We start from the raw sequence: 15,997 nt of genomic DNA on the forward strand, positions 1-15,997 counted from the left end.
ATACAGGTCAGCGGATGAACTCTGCGGCCTTGCTGGCGAGGTCCAGGACCGGCGTGGGGTACACGCCGAGCACCAGGGTCGCCAGCACCCCGACCATCAGCGCGGCTGAGGTCAGCGCGCCCGGGATCGAGACTGTGGGACTGCTCTCACCCGGCTCGGAGAGCCACATCATCACGACGACCCGCAGGTACGGGAAGGCGAGGATCATGCTGCTGACCACGCCGGCGATCACCAGCCAGGTCTGCCCGCCCTGGATCGCCGCGGCGAACACGCCGAACTTGGCGGTAAAACCGCTGGTCAGCGGGATGCCGGCGAAAGCGAGCAGCAGGAAGGTGAAGACCGAGGCGTAGAGCGGCGAGCGGCGGCCGAGGCCGGCCCAGCGGCTCAGGTGGGTCGCCTCGCCGTCCGCGTCGCGAACGAGGCTCACGACGGCGAACGCCGCGACCACGGTGAAGCCGTACGCCGCGAGGTAGAACAGCGACCAGGCCAGGCCGTCCTTGTTGAACGCCAGCGCGCCGACGAGCAGGTACCCGGCGTTGGCCACCGACGAGTACGCCAGCAGGCGCTTGATGTCGGTCTGCGTCACGGCGAGCACGCCACCGACGATCATGGTGAGCACGGCGATCGTGCCGACGATCGGCTGCAGGTCCCACTGGGCGCCGTCGAACGCGACATACAGCAGACGAAGCAGCCCGCCGAAGGCGGCCACCTTGGTGCAGCTCGCCATGAGTGCGGTGATCGGGGTCGGCGCGCCCTGGTAGACGTCCGGCGTCCAGACGTGGAACGGCACGGCCGCCACCTTGAACAGCAGGCCGACCGAGAGCAGCGCCAGCCCGGCGAAGAACAGGACCGCGGGCTGGCCGCCCGTCTGGAACGCGGCGTGGATCGTCGACAGGTTGACCCCGCCCGCGTACCCGTAGATCAGGGCCAGGCCGAACAGGAAGAACGCCGACGCGAACGCGCCGAGCAGGAAGTACTTGAGCGCCGCCTCCTGGCTGACCAGGCGCCGGCGGCGGGCCAGCGCGCACAGCAGGTAGAGCGGCAGGGAGAAGACCTCCAGCGCGATGAACATCGTCAGCAGGTCGTTCGCGGAGACGAACAGCATCATGCCGCCGAGCGCGAACAGCGTGAGCGGGTAGACCTCGGTCGCGCCGGGCTCGCGTACGGCCTGGCGGCGGTCGGCCTCGCTGCCGGCCGTGATGGCCGCCTGCGCGACGAACGCGCCACCCCGCTCAAGCGCCCGCTCGGCGATGAGCAGCAGCGACACGATGCCGAGCACGACGATGAGGCCCTGGAGGAACAGGCTCGCGTTGTCGATCGCGATGGCGTCGCCGACCGTGAGCACGCTCTTGCCCGACTTGGCGAGCATCACCAGCGAGACCAGCGCGGCGACGAGCACGGCCACGCTGAGCCCGAGCTGGACGACGTACCGGGCGGCGCGCGGCACGAGCGCCTCGGCCAGGATGGAGAGGGACGCCCCGCCGATGAGGATGAGCAGCGGCAGGATGGCCGCGTAATCGATCTTCGGTAGCGTGATCGCGTCGGCGGCGAGCGGAGCCGCTCCGGCGAGCAGGTTGGTGACGCTCACTTCGAGGCCTCCTGGTTGGGCGCCACGGTCGGCTCGGGATCCTGCTTGCCGATGTCCTGCATGGTCGCGGCGACGGCCGGGTTGATCACATTGAGCAGCGGCTTCGGGTAGAAGCCGAAGAAGATCAGCAGCGCGATCAGCGGGGCGACGACCGCCACCTCACGCGCCGTGATGTCGCGGCGCATCGCCGGCACCTGTTCGAGCGCCGGGTTGGGTGTGCCCTGGGTGGTCCGCTGGACCATCCACAGCACGTACCCGGCCGCCAGGATGATGCCCGCGGTAGCAATGACCGCGACCGGCTTGTTCACCGCGAACGTGCCGATCAGGACGAGGAACTCGCTGACGAACGGCGCGGTGCCGGGCATCGCGAGCGACGCGAGGCCCGCGATGAAGAAGACCCCGGCGAGTACGGGGACGAGCTTGCCCGCCCCGCCGAAGTCGCTCACGAGCGCCGAGCCGCGTCGCGTGACCAGCATGCCGACCACGAGGAACAGCAGGCCGGTCGCGAGGCCGTGGTTGACCATGTAGAGCACGGAGCCCGAGGCCGCCTGGGTGGTGAAGGCGAAGATGCCCACGCCGATGAAGCCGAAGTGGGCGATCGACGTGTAGGACACCAGGCGCTTGAGGTCGTTCTGGCCCACCGCCAGCAGGGCGGCGTAGATGATGCCGACCAGTGCCAGGGTGAGCGCCAGCGGCGCGAAGTACTTGGACGCGTTCGGGAACAGCGGCAGGCAGTACCGCAGGATGCCGTAGGTGCCGACCTTGTCGAGCACGCCGACGAGCAGCGCGGCCACGCCGGCCGGCGCGGCGCCACCGGCGTCGGGCAGCCAGGTGTGGAAGGGGAAGAACGGCGCCTTGACCGCGAACGCGATGAAGAAGCCGAGGAACAGCCACCGCTCGGTCCAGGTCGTGAACTCGGCCGACATGAGGGTCTGCCAGTCGAACGTGTGCCCGCCCGCGACCCACAGGCCGATGACCGCGGCGAGCATGAACAGGCCGCCGACGAGGGAGTACAGGAAGAACTTCACGGCTGCGTACTGCCGGCGCGGGCCGCCGTAGGAGCCGATGAGGAAGTACATCGGCACGAGCATGACCTCGAAGAACACGTAGAAGAGGAACACGTCGCCGGCGGCGAAGACGCCGATCATCATGGACTCGAGGGCCAGCAGCAGGGCGAAGAACGCCGGCACGGACCGCTTGCCGCCGGCCGCCTGCGCCTTCTCGGCGTCGTTCCACGAGGCCAGGATGACGAGCGGCACCAGGATGGCGACCAGCCCGAGCATGACCAGCGCGATGCCGTCGACCTCGAACGTGAAGCGCACGTCCCAGGGCTCGATCCACGGGTACGACTCGCGGAACTGGAACCGGTCGCCGTTCGGCTCGAACGCGAACCACATGACGATCGTCAGCGCCAGGATGGCGAGCGACCAGACGAACGCCACCTGCTTGGCCAGGGTCGGCCGGGTCCGCGGCAGGAGCGCCACCACCAGGGCACCGACGAGCGGGGCCACGGTGAGTACGGACAGGAACTTGAAGTCAGACATCAGCCGAGCCTCACGACCAGGAAGGCGACGGCGACCAGAAGCGCGCCACCGAGCACGGACAGTGCGTACGAGCGGACGAAGCCGGTCTGCAGCCGCCGCAGGCGGCTGGAGCCACCGCCGACGGCCGCGGCCAGGCCGTTGACCAGCCCGTCGATGCCCCTGTTGTCCAGGAAGACCAGGAACCGGGTGAGGTACTTGCCCGGCATCTCGAACAGGGCCTCGTTGACGGCGTCGCCGTAGAGGTTCTTGCGGGCGGCCGTGACGAGCGCGCCGGCCGGCTGCGGCTCCAGTGCCGTGCCGTTGCGGAACAGCGCGTACGCGAGCCCCGCGCCGAGGAGGGTGATGCCGACGACCAGCGAGCTGACCAGCCAGGGCTCAAGCCGGTGGTGCACCTCGTGGGTCGCGCCGAAGACCGGGCGGAGCCAGTCGACGACGCTCGTCGACATGAGATAACCGGCGGCGACGGAACCGAACGCGAGCAGGATGAGCGGGATCGTCATCACCGGCGGCGACTCGTGCGGGTGCTTGATGTCGTCGGTCCACCGCTTCGGGCCGTGGAAGGTGAGCACGAACAGCCGGGTCATGTAGAACGCGGTGATGCCCGCGCCGATCAGGGCCGCGCCGCCGAAGAGCCAGCCGGTCCACCCGGGCCGGTTGAACGCCGACTCGATGATCGGGTCCTTGGTGAAGTACCCGGACAGCGGCGGCAGGCCGATGATCGCGAGCCACGCCAGGCCGAAGGTGACCCAGGTGATCTTCATGTACTTCCACAGGCCGCCGAAGCGCCGGATGTCCACCTGGTCGTTCATGCCGTGCATGACCGAGCCGGCGCCGAGGAACAGGCCGGCCTTGAAGAAGCCGTGCGCCAGCAGGTGGATGATCGCCAGGGCGTACGCCCCGCCGCCGAGGCCGACGCCCAGGAACATGTAGCCGATCTGCGAGACCGTCGACCAGGCCAGGACGCGCTTGATGTCGTCCTTCGCGCAGCCGATGATGCAGCCGAGAAGCAGGGTGAACGCGCCGACGCAGACCACGATGAGCTGCGCGGTGTGGTTCGCGTTGAAGATCGGGTTGGACCGGGCGATCAGGTAGACGCCGGCGGTGACCATCGTCGCCGCGTGGATGAGGGCGGACACCGGGGTGGGGCCCTCCATGGCGTCCGGCAACCACGCCTGCAGCGGGAACTGGCCGGACTTGCCGGTGGCGCCGAGCAGGAGCAGCAGCGCGATCGCGAGGGTGGTACCGCTGGCCACCTGGCCGATGCCGGCGAAGACCTCGCCGTAGTTGACCGTGCCGAGCGTGGCGAACATCAGGAAGATCGCGATCACGAAGCCCGCGTCGCCGACCCGGTTCATGATGAACGCCTTCTTGCCCGCCGTGGTCGCCGAGGGGCGCAGGTAGTAGAAGGAGATCAGCAGGTACGACGCGAGGCCCACGGCCTCCCAGCCGACGTAGAGCATCACGTAGTTGTTGCCGAGGACGAGCAGCAGCATCGACGCGACGAACAGGTTGAAGTACCCGAAGAAGCGCCGCCGCGTGTTGCCCGGGTTCTCGAACTCGTAGTCGGGCGGGTTGTGCGCCATGTAGCCGACCGCGTACACGTGGATCAGGAAGCCCACGCCGGTGATCAGCAGGACGAACACGCCCGACAGCGGGTCGAACAGCAGGCCGAAGTCGACATTCAGCGAGCCGACCGGGATGAACTCGAACAGCGACACCTCGGCCGAGCGTGCGTCGTCGGGCAGCCCGCCCAGCTGGATGAAGTAGATCAGGCCCAGCACGAACGAGGCGCCGACGCTGGCGCAGCCGAGCAGGTGGCCCCAGGCGTTGGCGCGGCGGCCGAGCAGCAACAGGATCGCGGCACTCGCGAGCGGGATGGCGATCAGCAGCCAGATGCTGGTGAGGAACCCGGTCGCGGGCACGAACGAGCCCCCCTCAGCAAGGATCGAAGAGTTCATCGAGGCGTCCTCAGTACTTCAGCAGGTTCGCGTCGTCGACGCTCGCCGAGCGCCGAGTACGGAAGATCGACATGATGATGGCGAGCCCGACCACGACCTCCGCGGCCGCGACGACCATGACGAAGAACGCCATGATCTGGCCGTCCAGGTTGCCGTGGATGCGGCTGAACGTCACCAGCGTCAGGTTCGCCGCGTTGAGCATCAGCTCGACACACATGAACAACACGATGGCGTTGCGGCGGATCAGCACGCCGACGGCGCCGATCGTGAACAGCGCCGCGGCCAGCACGATGTACCACGACGGTGTCATCGTTCCGTTCCCTTCGGTGCGGTCTCCGCCGAGGTCAGCTCGCGGGTCGGCAGGATGTCCGAGATGCTGCGCTGCGACTGGCTGCCGTCCGGCAGCAGCGCGGGCGTGGCCACGGAGTCGGAGGTGGCGTAGACGCCGGGTCCGGGCTTGGGCGCCGGGTAGTTGCCGGGCTCGAAGCGCGCCCGGGACCTGCGGACCTGGTTGGGCTTGTCGCCCTTGTCGCGTTGCACGTGCGCGAGGATCATGGCACCGACCGCCGCTGTGATCAGCAGGGCGCTGGTGACCTCGAACGCGAACACGTACTTGGTGAACAGGACCTCGGCGATGCCCGGCACGTTGCGGCCCTTGAACGCGTCGAGGCCCACCGGCTGGACGTCGGTCAGCGCGCGGCCCAGCGCGGTGCAGAGCAGGCCGGCGAAGCCGAGGCCGACCAGGATCGCCGCCGTCCGCTGGCCCCGCAATGTCTCGATCACCGAGTCGGACGCGTCGCGGCCGACCAGCATGAGGACGAACAGGAACAGCATCATGATCGCGCCGGTGTACACGATGATCTGCGCCATGCCGATGAACGGCCCGGCCTGCAGCACGTAGAAGATGCCCAGCGAGAGCATGGTGACGACCAGGAACAGCGCCGAGTGCACGGCGTTGCGTGCGGCGACCGTACCGATGGCCCCGATGAGGGCCAGCGGCGCGAAGATGTAGAAGGTGACCGCCTCGCCGGTGCTCACCTCGCCGGCCGCGTAGAGCAGCGTCTGGCTCATAGCTCACCTGCCTGGTTGGCCTGCTCGGCGCCCACGCTCGTGCCCGGGTTGGCCAGGGCGCCGAGGTAGTAGTCCTTCTCCGAGTCGCCGAGGTACATGGCGTGCGGCGGGCGCTCCATGCCGGGCAGCAGCGGCGCGAGCAGCTGCTCCTTCGTGAAGATCAGGTCCTGCCGGTTGTCGCGCGCCAGCTCGTACTCGTTGCTCATCGTGAGCGAACGGGTCGGGCAGGCCTCGATACACAGGCCGCAGAAGATGCAGCGCGCGTAGTTGATCTGGTACGTCTTCGCGTACCGCTCGCCCGGCGAGAAGCGCTCGTCCTCGGTGTTGTCGCCGCCCTCGACGTAGATGGCGTCGGCGGGGCAGGCCCACGCGCACAGTTCGCAGCCGATGCACTTCTCCAGGCCGTCGGGGTGACGGTTGAGGATGTGCCGGCCGTGGTAGCGCGGGGCGAGCCGGTCGGGCTTCTCCGGGTACTCCGTGGTCACGACCTTGCGGAACATGTGCGAGAACGTGACCCCGAAGCCCTTGAGCGTGCCTCCCACACTCATGACGCCACCTCGCTTCGCCCGGCGTCGCCATGAGCAACAACGGAGCTGATGATGAGCTCGCTGCGCTCGCTCATGAGCTTGCCTCCTTGTCAGCGCCAGCGGCCGTGGTGACGGGCTCGCGGTCGGCGATCATCCGCTTGGCCCGAGGGCTGGGCGGCACTTGAAGATCGAGCGGCGGGAGCGGGTACCCCTCGGCGCCGCCCACCCGGCCCTCCGGCGGCCCGCCGAGGTCCGGCGCACCGGCCGGTGGCTTCTGCGGCCAGAGCAGGAAGACCAGGAGCAGGACCGCGATCGGCACGCCGGCGATCAGCCACTTCTGCTGGTCGCTCAGGCCTTCCTCGTTCTGCAGGGTACGGATGCCCGCCACCAGCAGGATCCAGAGCAGGTTGACCGGCAGGAGGACCTTCCAGCCGAACCGCATGAACTGGTCGTAGCGCAGCCGCGGCAGCGTGCCCCGCAGCCAGACGAACACGAAGATCAGCAGTACGACCTTGATGAGGAACCAGAGCAGCGGCCACCAGCCGGAGTTGGCCCCGGACCACAGGGTGATCGGCCACGGCGCGCGCCAGCCGCCCAGGAACAGCGTGGTCGCCACCGCCGAGACGGTCACCATGTTGATGTACTCGGAGAGCATGTAGAGCGCGAACTTCAGCGACGAGTACTCCGTCATGTAGCCCGCGACCAGCTCCGACTCCGCCTCCGGCAGGTCGAACGGCGCCCGGTTGGTCTCGCCGACCGCCGAGATGAAGTAGATGATGAAGCTCGGCAGGAGCAGGATCGCATACCAGCCCGGCATGTTGAGGTCCAGGCCGAACAGGCTGAACGAGTCCCCGTCGCCCTGAGCCGCCACGATCGCGGAGGTCGACATCGAGCTGGCCGTCATGAAGACGGCCACGATCGACAGACCCATCGCGACCTCGTACGAGATCATCTGCGCCGAGGAGCGCAGGCCGCCCAGCAGCGGGTACGTCGAGCCGGAGGCCCAGCCGCCGAGCACGATGCCATAGATGCCCATCGAGGAGCAGGCCAGCAGCACGAGCACGGCGACCTCGACGTCGGTCACCTGCAGCGGCGTCTGCTGGCCGAACATGCTGACCATCGGACCGAACGGGATGACCGACAGGGCCGTCACCGCGCAGATCACCGAGATCGTCGGGGCGAAGAAGAAGACCACCTTGTCCGCGGCGCGCGGCATGATGTCTTCCTTGAACGCCATCTTCAGACCGTCGGCCAGCGTCTGCAGCAGGCCGAACGGGCCGTGCCGGTTGGGCCCGGGCCGCACCGCCATCCGGCCCACCACGCGGCGCTCGAACCACACGCCGAGCAGCGTCATCAGGAAGCCGAAGACGAAGGCCCCGAGGATCTTGATGACGACGATCCACCAGACGTCATGGCCGAAGTCGGCCAGCGTCGGATCCTGCGCGTTCGCCAGAATCATTGGATCCCTCCACGGGAGATCGTGACGACGTCTCCGCCGGTCACGCCGAGCGAGCGGCGCACGGTCGCGCCGGGCGAGTTCGTCGGCACCCAGACCACGCCCTCGACCATGTCGGACACCTCGGCGGGCAGCGTCATGCTGCCGCGCTCGGTGCTGACCCGCACCGGGTCGCCGTCGGCCACGCCGAGGCCGGCCGCCGTCTGAACGCCCAGCCGCGCGACCACCGGGCGGGCCGTGCCGCGGATGATCTCGTCCCCGTCGAGCAGGCTGCCCAGGTCGATCAGCTGGTGCCAGGTGGCGAGGACGGCCTCGCCAGGCGCCGTGACCTCCACGTCGCGCGGGGCCAGGCGCGGGCCGGCGGGCCGGTCCCCGCCGCTGACCGGCAGCGCGCCGAGTTCGGCGCGGATCGCCGTGACATCGGCGGTGCCGAGGTCGACGCCCATGGCCTGCGCCAGCGCGTCGAGCACGCGGGCGTCCGGCATCGCGGTGGTGTCGAAGACCGCGTCGAAGCTGCGCAGGCGCCCCTCCCAGTTGAGGAAGGTGCCGGCCTTCTCCTGCACGGGCGCGACCGGGAAGACCACGTCCGCGCGGCGGCTCACGGCCGAGTTGCGCAGCTCGAACGAGACCAGGAAGCCGACCTTGTCGAGGGCCTGCTCGGCCAGCGTCGGGTCGGCCAGGTCGGCCGGGTCGACGCCGGCGACCACGAGGGCGCCGAGCCGGCCCGCCGCGGCGGCCTCGATGATCTGGTCGGTGTCGCGGCCGGTCGAGCCGGAGATGACCCCGGTCTCCAGACCCCAGACGCCGGCGATCTCGGCGCGCGCCGCCGGGTCGCTGACCGGGCGGCCGCCCGGCAGCAGGTTCGGCAGGCAGCCCGCGTCGACCGCGCCCCGGTCGCCGGCCCGGCGCGGCACCCAGACCAGCTTGGCGCCGGTCTCGTCAGCCAGCTTGGCGGCGGCGGTCAGGCCGCCCGGCACGGTGGCCAGCCGTTCGCCCACGATGAGCAGCGCGTTCTGCGCGCTCAGGGCGGCCCGCAGGCCCTCGTCGCCGGCGAGCAGTCCCGCCTCGGCGCCCGGCACGGTCGCCAGCACGGTGGCGTCGAGCTTGGCCAGCCCTCGCGTCACGAACGGCGCCGCGGCGTACACCTTGAGCTTCCGCTTGGCGACCGCCTTGCGCAGGCGCAGGAAGAGGATCGGGCACTCCTCCTCGGGCTCCAGGCCCACGATCACCGCGGTGGGCGCCTTCTCGACGTCCGCGTAGGTGGCCTCCGTGGTCCCGGCGACCGCGGCCGCCAGGAACTCGGCCTCCTCGCCGCCCTCGCCGACCGGGCGGGCCCGGAAGTCGATGTCGTTCGTCCGCAGGACCACGCGCGCGAACTTGGCGTACGCGTACGCGTCCTCGACCGTGAGACGGCCGCCGGTCAGCACGCCCACGCCGTGGGCGTCGCCCGAGTCGCCGTCGCGGGCCGCGGCCAGGCCAGCCGCCGCCACGCGCAGCGCCTCCGGCCAGCTGGCGGTGCGCAGCTCGCCGGTCTTCGCGTCGCGGACCAGCGGGTTGGTGAGCCGGTCAAAGGCGGTGGCGTACTGGAAACCCCACCGGCCCTTGTCGCAGTTCCACTCCTCGTTCACCGCCGGGTCGTCGCCCGCCAGGCGGCGCATGACCTTGCCGCGCCGGTTGTCGGTGCGCTGCGCGCAGCCGGCGGAGCAGTGCTCGCAGACGCCGGGCGAGGAGACCAGGTCGAACGGCCGGGCGCGGAACCGGTACTGCGTGCCGGTCAGCGCGCCCACCGGGCAGATCTGCACGGTGTTGCCGGAGAAGTAGGAGTTGAACGGGTCGTCGCCCTTCTCCTCCTCGGGCAGCTCGACCTCCGGACCGGTCATGACATCGTGCCGGAAGACGCCGATCTGCTCGTTGGACGAGCGCTCCATCAGGTCGATGAACGTGTCGCCCGCGATCTCCTCGGAGAACCGGGTGCAGCGCTGGCACAGCACGCACCGCTCGCGGTCCAGGAGCACCTGGGTCGAGATCGGCAGCGGCTTCGGGTACTCCCGCTTGTGCTCGTGGAAGCGGGTGTCCGCGCGGCCGACCGACATCGCCTGGTTCTGCAGCGGGCACTCGCCGCCCTTGTCGCACATGGGGCAGTCGAGCGGGTGGTTGATCAGGAGGAACTCCATGATCCCCGCCTGGGCCTTCTTGGCGACATCGCTGGTGAGCTGCGTGCGCACCACCATGCCGTCGGCGACCGTCTGGGTACACGAGGCGACCGGCTTGCGCTGGCCCTCCACGTCGACCAGGCACTGGCGGCAGGCGCCGGCCGGGGCGAGCAGCGGGTGGTCGCAGAAGCGCGGGATCTCGATGCCCAGCTGCTCGGCGACCCGGATCAGCAGCGCACCCTTGGGCGCCTCGACCTCGATGCCGTCGATGGTCAGCTTGACCATGTCCACGGCCTTGGCTACGTCGGAAGACATTAGTGCGCCCCCACCAGCTGCTTGGCCGACAGCACCGGGGCGGTGCGGCCCTCGATGTAGTCCAGGTAGTCCTGCTTGAAGTACTTCAGCGACGAGGTCACCGGGCTGGTCGCGCCGTCACCGAGGCCGCAGAAGGCGCGTCCCAGCAGGTTGTCGCAGGCGTCCAGCAGGGTGTCCAGGTCCTCGTAGGTACCCTCGCCGGACAGGATCCGCCGGTACACGCGCGCCATCCAGAAGTTGCCCTCGCGGCACGGCGTGCACTTGCCGCACGACTCGTGGTGGTAGAACTCCATCCACCGGTACGTCGCGTAGACCGGGCAGTCCTGGTCGGAGAAGATCTGCGTCGCGGTCGTGCCGAGGATCGACCCGGCCGCGGCCACCGACTCGAAGTCGAGCGGCACGTCGAGGTGCTCCGCGGTCAGCAGCGGCGTCGACGACCCGCCCGGCGTCCAGAACCTCAGGTTGTGACCCGGCTGCATGCCGCCGGCCAGCTCGATCAGCTCGCGCAGCGTGATGCCCATGCCGCATTCGTACTGGCCGGGGTTGTTGATCCGGCCGGACAGCGAGTAGATCATCGGGCCGGACGACTTCTCCGTACCCATCGACTTCCACCAGTCGGCGCCGCCCAGCACGATGTAGGGCACGCTCGCGATGGTGCCGACGTTGTTGACCACCGTCGGGCAGGCGTACAGGCCGTGGGTCGCCGGGAACGGCGGGCGCAGCCGGGGCTGGCCGCGGAAGCCCTCCAGCGAGTCCAGCAGCGCCGTCTCCTCGCCGCAGATGTACGCGCCCGCACCGCTGTGGATCACCAGGTCGAGGTTGAACCCGGAGCCGAGGATGTTCTCGCCCAGGTACCCCTTCGCGTACGCCTCGTCGACCGCGTGGCGCAGCCGCCGCGCGGCGTGCACCGCCTCGCCGCGGATGTAGACGTACGCCCGGTCGGAGCGGATCGCGTAGCAGGCGATGATGATGCCCTCGATGAGCGAGTGTGGGTCGTTCATCATGAGCGGCAGGTCCTTGCAGGTCCCCGGCTCGCCCTCGTCGGCGTTGACCACCAGGTAGTGCGGCTTGCCGTCGTTCTGCGGGATGAACGCCCACTTCATGCCGGTCGGGAAGCCCGCGCCGCCGCGCCCGCGCAGGCCCGAGTCCTTGATCAGTGCGATCAGGTCGTCCGGGTGCGCCTGGAGCGCCTTGCGCATGGCGAGATAGCCGTCGAGCTGCTCATACGTGTCAATCCGCCAGGCCTCAGGTGACAGCCACCTCTTGGTGAGTACGGGCGTGAGCTTCCGAAACACGTCGCTCATTTCGCGTCCTTAAGGTTCTCAGCCTGCGGCTGGCTGGGCTGGCCGGACGGCGAGGCGTCGCGGGCCGGCTCGTTGGCGGCCACGCCGGCGGCCTCCGCCTCGGCCGAGGCGCCCGAGGGCGGCGCCTTCGGCGTCAGCTCCTCCGGCGTCGGCTGCGGCTCCTTGGCGGGCTTGCTCTCCAGGTCCGGCTTCGCCTGCGCGGTCTTCGCGTCGGCCTGCGCGGGCTTCACCTCGGCGGCGGCCTTCTCGTCGGCCGCCTTCTTGGCGGCCTCGCGGTCGGCGTGGGTGGGGATCGGGGTGTTCGGGTCGAAGCCCGCCACGGACACGCCGTGCTGCTCGGCCAGGCGCAGCCCGCGCAGGCTGGCCGCGCCCTGCGCGGTGTCGGCGACCGCGCCCTCCCGCTCGTCGGCGAAGCCGGCGAGCTGCAACGACATCTCCTTGAACGTGCACAGCCGGGCGCCACGGCTGGGCTGCGGCCGCTCGCCGGCCTTGAGCCGGTCGACGAGGCTGACCGCGATGTCCGGGTCCACGTTGTCGTAGAAGTCGTAGTTCACGGTCAGCACCGGGCCGTAGTCGCAGGCCGCGAGGCACTCGGCGTGCTCCAGGGTGATGGTGCCCGACTCCTCGGTCTCGTCGTGGCCGACGCCGAGGTACTCCGAGAGCGTGTCGTAGACCTGCTGGCCGCCGAGCACGTTGCACATCGTGTTCGTGCACACGCTGACGAGGTACTCACCGGTCGGCTTGCGCTTGTACATCGTGTAGAACGTCGCGACCGCGCTGACCTGCGCCCGGGTGATACCGAGCGTGTCGGCGCAGAACGCGATGCCGGCCGGCGAGACGTACCCTTCCTCCGACTGCACCAGGTGCAGCAGTGGCAGCAGCGCGGAGCGCTCCTTGCCCTCGGGGTACCGCGCGATGATCTCCTGCGCGCGGTCGAGGGTCTCCTGACTGAAGGACATCAGCGATCACACCCACCCATGACGGGGTCCAGCGAGGCGCCGCCCGCGATGACGTCGGCGAGCAGGCCGCCCTCCGCCATCGCCGGGATCGCCTGCAGGTTGATGAAGCTCGGCTCCCGGTAGTGCACCCGGTACGGCCGGGTGCCGCCGTCGGAGACCACGTGCGCGCCCAGCTCGCCGCGCGGCGCCTCGATCGGCACGTACACCTGACCGGCCGGCACCCGGAAGCCCTCGGTCACCAGCTTGAAGTGGTGGATGAGGGACTCCATGGAGGTACCCATGATCTTGGCGACGTGCTCCAGCGAGTTGCCGAGGCCGTCGGCGCCGACGGCCAGCTGTGCCGGCCAGGCGATCTTCTTGTCCTCGACCATGATGGGGCCCGGCTCCAGCCGGTCGAGCGCCTGCTCGACGATGCGCATGCTCTGCCGCATCTCCTCCATGCGCACGAGGTAGCGGCCCCACACGTCGGCGGACTCGGCCGTGGCGACCTCGAAGTCGTACGTGTCGTAGCCGCAGTACGGCTCGGTCTTGCGCAGGTCCCAGGCGAGGCCGGCACTGCGCAGCACCGGGCCCGTGATGCCCAGCGACAGGCAGCCCGGGATGTTCAGGTACGCGACGTCCTGCGTGCGCTCCTGCCAGATGGTGTTACCGGACAGCAGGCGCTCGTACTCGACGAGCTTCTTCGGGAACAGCTTGAGGAAGTCGCGGATCAGCGTGACCGCGTTCTCCGGCAGGTCCTGGGCCAGGCCGCCCGGGCGGACGTACGCCATGTTCATCCGCAGGCCGGAGGCGGCCTCGAAGATGTCCAGGATGTACTCGCGCTCGCGGAACCCGTACAACATCATGTTGATGGCGCCGAGTTCCATACCGGTCGTGGCCAGCCACACCAGGTGCGACGAGATCCGGTTCAGCTCCATCATGAGCACGCGGATCGTGGTCGCCCGGTCGGGCACCTCGACGCCGAGCAGCTTCTCCACCGCCAGGCAGTACGCCGTCTCGTTGAAGATCGGCGCCAGGTAGTCCATGCGGGTGACGAACGTCGTGCCCTGCGTCCAGTTGCGGTACTCGATGTTCTTCTCGATGCCGGTGTGCAGGTACCCGACGACGGCGCGCGCCTCGGTGACCGTCTCGCCCTCAAGCTCGAGGATCAGGCGCAGCACGCCGTGCGTGGACGGGTGCTGCGGGCCCATGTTGACGACGATGCGCTCGTCCGTGAGCGGGTCGTGGCCCTGGACGACCGTGTCCCAGTCCCCACCGGTGACGGTGAAGACCTTGCCCTCGGTCGTCTCGCGGGTCTTGGCGTAGTCAGTCGTGCTCACTGGTACGTCCTCCGCTCGTCCGGCGGCGGGATCTCCGCGCCCTTGTACTCGACCGGCACGCCACCCAGCGGGTAGTCCTTGCGCTGGGGGTGACCCTCCCAGTCGTCCGGCATGAGGATGCGGGTCAGGTTGGGGTGGCCCTCGAAGACGACCCCGAACATGTCGTAGGTCTCCCGCTCCTGCCAGTCGGCGGTCGGGTAGATGCTGGTGACGCTCGGCAGGCGCGGGTCCTCCGCCGGCACCGCGGCCTCCAGCCGCACCCGGCGGCGGAAGGTCAGCGAGGTGAGGTGGTAGACGACATGCAGCCGGCGGGCGGCGCCGAGGTAGTCCACGCCGGACACCGACGAGCACAGCTCGAAGCGCAGTGCCGGGTTGTCGCGCATGATGGTCGCGACCTCGAGGACCCGCTCGGGCTTGATGTGCAGCGTCAGCTCGCCCCGGTCGACCACCACGGCCTCGATCGCGTCGGCGAAGCCCGGGTAGGCCTCCTCCAGCGCGTCCGTGACCTCGTCGAACTCCTCGCCGTACGGCTTCGGGGTGGAGGTGACGACCGTACGCCGGCGGACGAGCCCGCCGAAGCCGGAGGTGTCGCCGGTGTCGTGCACGCCGAACATGCCCCGGCCGGCCGGGCTGGCCGGCGGGTACTCCGCGGGGGCCGTGCTCGACGCGCCGGCCGGCGGCTGGGAAACGGGTACGTCGCCCGGGGTCGTGTTGCCTGGGGTTGTCACTCGCCACCACCGCGCGTGATCGTCGGCAGGGCGCCCCACCGGTCCTTCATCCAGTTCTCGATGCGCAGCTGCTCCTCGCGGCCGTCCTGCGCGGCCTTGATCCACTGCGCCTTCTTCGCCTTGTCGTGGCGGTAGCTCGACGGCATCGAGCCCGGCGGCACGACCGGCGCGCCATCACGCTCGCGCGCGGCCTCGAGCTGGAGGCGGCGGCGCTCGCCCAGGGGCTCGTACATGATCTTCTCGTGCAGCTTGAGGATCGCGTCGATGAGCATCTCGGGGCGCGGCGGGCAGCCGGGCAGGTACATGTCGACCGGCACGATGTGGTCGACGCCCTGCACGATCGCGTAGTTGTTGAACATGCCGCCGCTGCTCGCGCAGACGCCCATGGAGATCACCCAGCGGGGCTCGGCCATCTGGTCGTAGATCTGGCGCAGCACCGGGGCCATCTTCTGGCTCACCCGGCCGGCCACGATCATGAGGTCGGCCTGGCGGGGCGAGGCGCGGAAGACCTCCATGCCCCAGCGCCCGAGGTCGTAGCGGGGCGCGCCGGCCGCCATCATCTCGATGGCGCAACACGCCAGGCCGAACGTGGCCCCCCAGAAGCTGGTCTTGCGCGTCCAGTTGACCAGCTTCTCGACGCTGGTCAGCAGGACACCGCTGGGGAGCTTCTCTTCGATGCCCATTTCGTCAGTCCCAATCCAGTCCGCCGCGCCGCCAGACGTAGGCGTACGCGATGAACACGGTCGCGATGAAGAGGCCCATCTCCACGAACGCGAACAGGCCGAGGTTGTTGAACGACACGGCCCACGGGTACAGGAAGATGATCTCGATGTCGAAGATGATGAACAGCATCGCGGTGAGGTAGAACTTCACCGGGAAGCGGTTGCCCCCGATCGGCTGCGGCGTGGGTTCGATCCCACACTCGTACGCCTCAAGCTTTGCCTTGTTGTAGCGGCGGGGCCCGACAAGCGGCGCGATAGCGACCGAGAAGATCGCGAACGCCGCGGCGAGCGCGAAGAGCCCCGCGATGGGTACGTAGGCCGAGAGCGACATGGTCTCTACCTGCTCCGTCCTT

At 69.5% G+C, this 15,997-nt stretch carries 14 protein-coding genes; all 14 read right to left on the minus strand.

Annotation, left to right across the window (positions count from 1 at the left end; all coding sequences use genetic code 11):
- Positions 1-7: 7 nt before the first annotated feature.
- Complete coding sequence (gene nuoN / locus ABD191_RS01935; RefSeq protein WP_425560628.1) at positions 8-1,588, minus strand: NADH-quinone oxidoreductase subunit NuoN; 1,581 nt, start codon at positions 1,586-1,588, stop codon at positions 8-10.
- A complete protein-coding gene (locus tag ABD191_RS01940) occupies positions 1,585-3,132 on the minus strand; it encodes an NADH-quinone oxidoreductase subunit M (RefSeq protein WP_344076018.1) in 1,548 nt (515 codons plus the stop codon). The genes nuoN and ABD191_RS01940 overlap by 4 nt, the downstream gene beginning before the upstream one ends.
- The gene (gene nuoL, locus ABD191_RS01945; RefSeq protein ID WP_344076020.1) at positions 3,132-5,090 is read right to left on the minus strand and encodes an NADH-quinone oxidoreductase subunit L; all 1,959 of its coding nucleotides are present in this window, start codon (positions 5,088-5,090) and stop codon (positions 3,132-3,134) included. The genes ABD191_RS01940 and nuoL overlap by 1 nt, the downstream gene beginning before the upstream one ends.
- Before the next feature lie 10 nt (positions 5,091-5,100).
- Positions 5,101-5,400, minus strand: a complete 300-nt coding sequence (gene nuoK, locus ABD191_RS01950) for an NADH-quinone oxidoreductase subunit NuoK (protein ID WP_344076022.1) — start codon at positions 5,398-5,400, stop codon at positions 5,101-5,103.
- Complete coding sequence (locus ABD191_RS01955) at positions 5,397-6,161, minus strand: NADH-quinone oxidoreductase subunit J (RefSeq protein WP_344076023.1); 765 nt, start codon at positions 6,159-6,161, stop codon at positions 5,397-5,399. The genes nuoK and ABD191_RS01955 overlap by 4 nt, the downstream gene beginning before the upstream one ends.
- A complete protein-coding gene (gene nuoI, locus ABD191_RS01960; protein WP_344076025.1) occupies positions 6,158-6,709 on the minus strand; it encodes an NADH-quinone oxidoreductase subunit NuoI in 552 nt (183 codons plus the stop codon). Before nuoI ends, ABD191_RS01955 begins: the two co-directional genes overlap by 4 nt.
- Before the next feature lie 70 nt (positions 6,710-6,779).
- Positions 6,780-8,147: an NADH-quinone oxidoreductase subunit NuoH gene (nuoH, locus tag ABD191_RS01965; RefSeq protein WP_425560629.1), complete on the minus strand. Its 1,368-nt coding sequence runs from the start codon at positions 8,145-8,147 to the stop codon at positions 6,780-6,782.
- Positions 8,144-10,612, minus strand: coding sequence for an NADH-quinone oxidoreductase subunit G (locus tag ABD191_RS01970; protein ID WP_344076027.1), 2,469 nt, complete (start codon positions 10,610-10,612; stop codon positions 8,144-8,146). The genes nuoH and ABD191_RS01970 overlap by 4 nt, the downstream gene beginning before the upstream one ends.
- Positions 10,612-11,916, minus strand: coding sequence for an NADH-quinone oxidoreductase subunit NuoF (gene nuoF / locus ABD191_RS01975; protein ID WP_344076029.1), 1,305 nt, complete (start codon positions 11,914-11,916; stop codon positions 10,612-10,614). Before nuoF ends, ABD191_RS01970 begins: the two co-directional genes overlap by 1 nt.
- Positions 11,913-12,878: an NADH-quinone oxidoreductase subunit NuoE gene (nuoE, locus tag ABD191_RS01980; protein ID WP_344076152.1), complete on the minus strand. Its 966-nt coding sequence runs from the start codon at positions 12,876-12,878 to the stop codon at positions 11,913-11,915. The genes nuoF and nuoE overlap by 4 nt, the downstream gene beginning before the upstream one ends.
- A complete protein-coding gene (locus ABD191_RS01985; protein ID WP_344076031.1) occupies positions 12,875-14,194 on the minus strand; it encodes an NADH-quinone oxidoreductase subunit D in 1,320 nt (439 codons plus the stop codon). The genes nuoE and ABD191_RS01985 overlap by 4 nt, the downstream gene beginning before the upstream one ends.
- Entirely contained in the window at positions 14,191-14,922 is a 732-nt protein-coding gene (locus ABD191_RS01990) for an NADH-quinone oxidoreductase subunit C (protein ID WP_344076033.1), read from the minus strand. The genes ABD191_RS01985 and ABD191_RS01990 overlap by 4 nt, the downstream gene beginning before the upstream one ends.
- On the minus strand, positions 14,919-15,605 hold the full coding sequence (locus ABD191_RS01995; protein WP_344076035.1) for a NuoB/complex I 20 kDa subunit family protein: 687 nt from the start codon (positions 15,603-15,605) through the stop codon (positions 14,919-14,921). Before ABD191_RS01995 ends, ABD191_RS01990 begins: the two co-directional genes overlap by 4 nt.
- A 4-nt stretch (positions 15,606-15,609) precedes the next feature.
- Positions 15,610-15,975: an NADH-quinone oxidoreductase subunit A gene (locus tag ABD191_RS02000; RefSeq protein WP_344076037.1), complete on the minus strand. Its 366-nt coding sequence runs from the start codon at positions 15,973-15,975 to the stop codon at positions 15,610-15,612.
- Between the last annotated feature and the right edge of the window lie 22 nt (positions 15,976-15,997).

The sequence above is a fragment of the Luedemannella helvata genome (assembly GCF_039528415.1).
GTDB lineage: Bacteria > Actinomycetota > Actinomycetes > Mycobacteriales > Micromonosporaceae > Luedemannella > Luedemannella helvata.

Bases quoted from the DNA above. Each gene is read 5' to 3' on its own strand.
- nuoH (WP_425560629.1), bottom strand. From the start codon at position 8,147: ATGATTCTGGCGAACGCGCAGGATCCGACGCTGGCCGACTTCGGCCAT.
- nuoK (WP_344076022.1), bottom strand. From the start codon at position 5,400: ATGACACCGTCGTGGTACATCGTGCTGGCCGCGGCGCTGTTCACGATC.
- ABD191_RS01940 (WP_344076018.1), bottom strand. From the start codon at position 3,132: ATGTCTGACTTCAAGTTCCTGTCCGTACTCACCGTGGCCCCGCTCGTC.
- nuoL (WP_344076020.1), bottom strand. From the start codon at position 5,090: ATGAACTCTTCGATCCTTGCTGAGGGGGGCTCGTTCGTGCCCGCGACC.
- ABD191_RS01995 (WP_344076035.1), bottom strand. From the start codon at position 15,605: ATGGGCATCGAAGAGAAGCTCCCCAGCGGTGTCCTGCTGACCAGCGTC.
- ABD191_RS02000 (WP_344076037.1), bottom strand. From the start codon at position 15,975: ATGTCGCTCTCGGCCTACGTACCCATCGCGGGGCTCTTCGCGCTCGCC.
- ABD191_RS01955 (WP_344076023.1), bottom strand. From the start codon at position 6,161: ATGAGCCAGACGCTGCTCTACGCGGCCGGCGAGGTGAGCACCGGCGAG.
- nuoI (WP_344076025.1), bottom strand. From the start codon at position 6,709: ATGAGTGTGGGAGGCACGCTCAAGGGCTTCGGGGTCACGTTCTCGCAC.
- nuoF (WP_344076029.1), bottom strand. From the start codon at position 11,916: ATGAGCGACGTGTTTCGGAAGCTCACGCCCGTACTCACCAAGAGGTGG.
- ABD191_RS01970 (WP_344076027.1), bottom strand. From the start codon at position 10,612: ATGTCTTCCGACGTAGCCAAGGCCGTGGACATGGTCAAGCTGACCATC.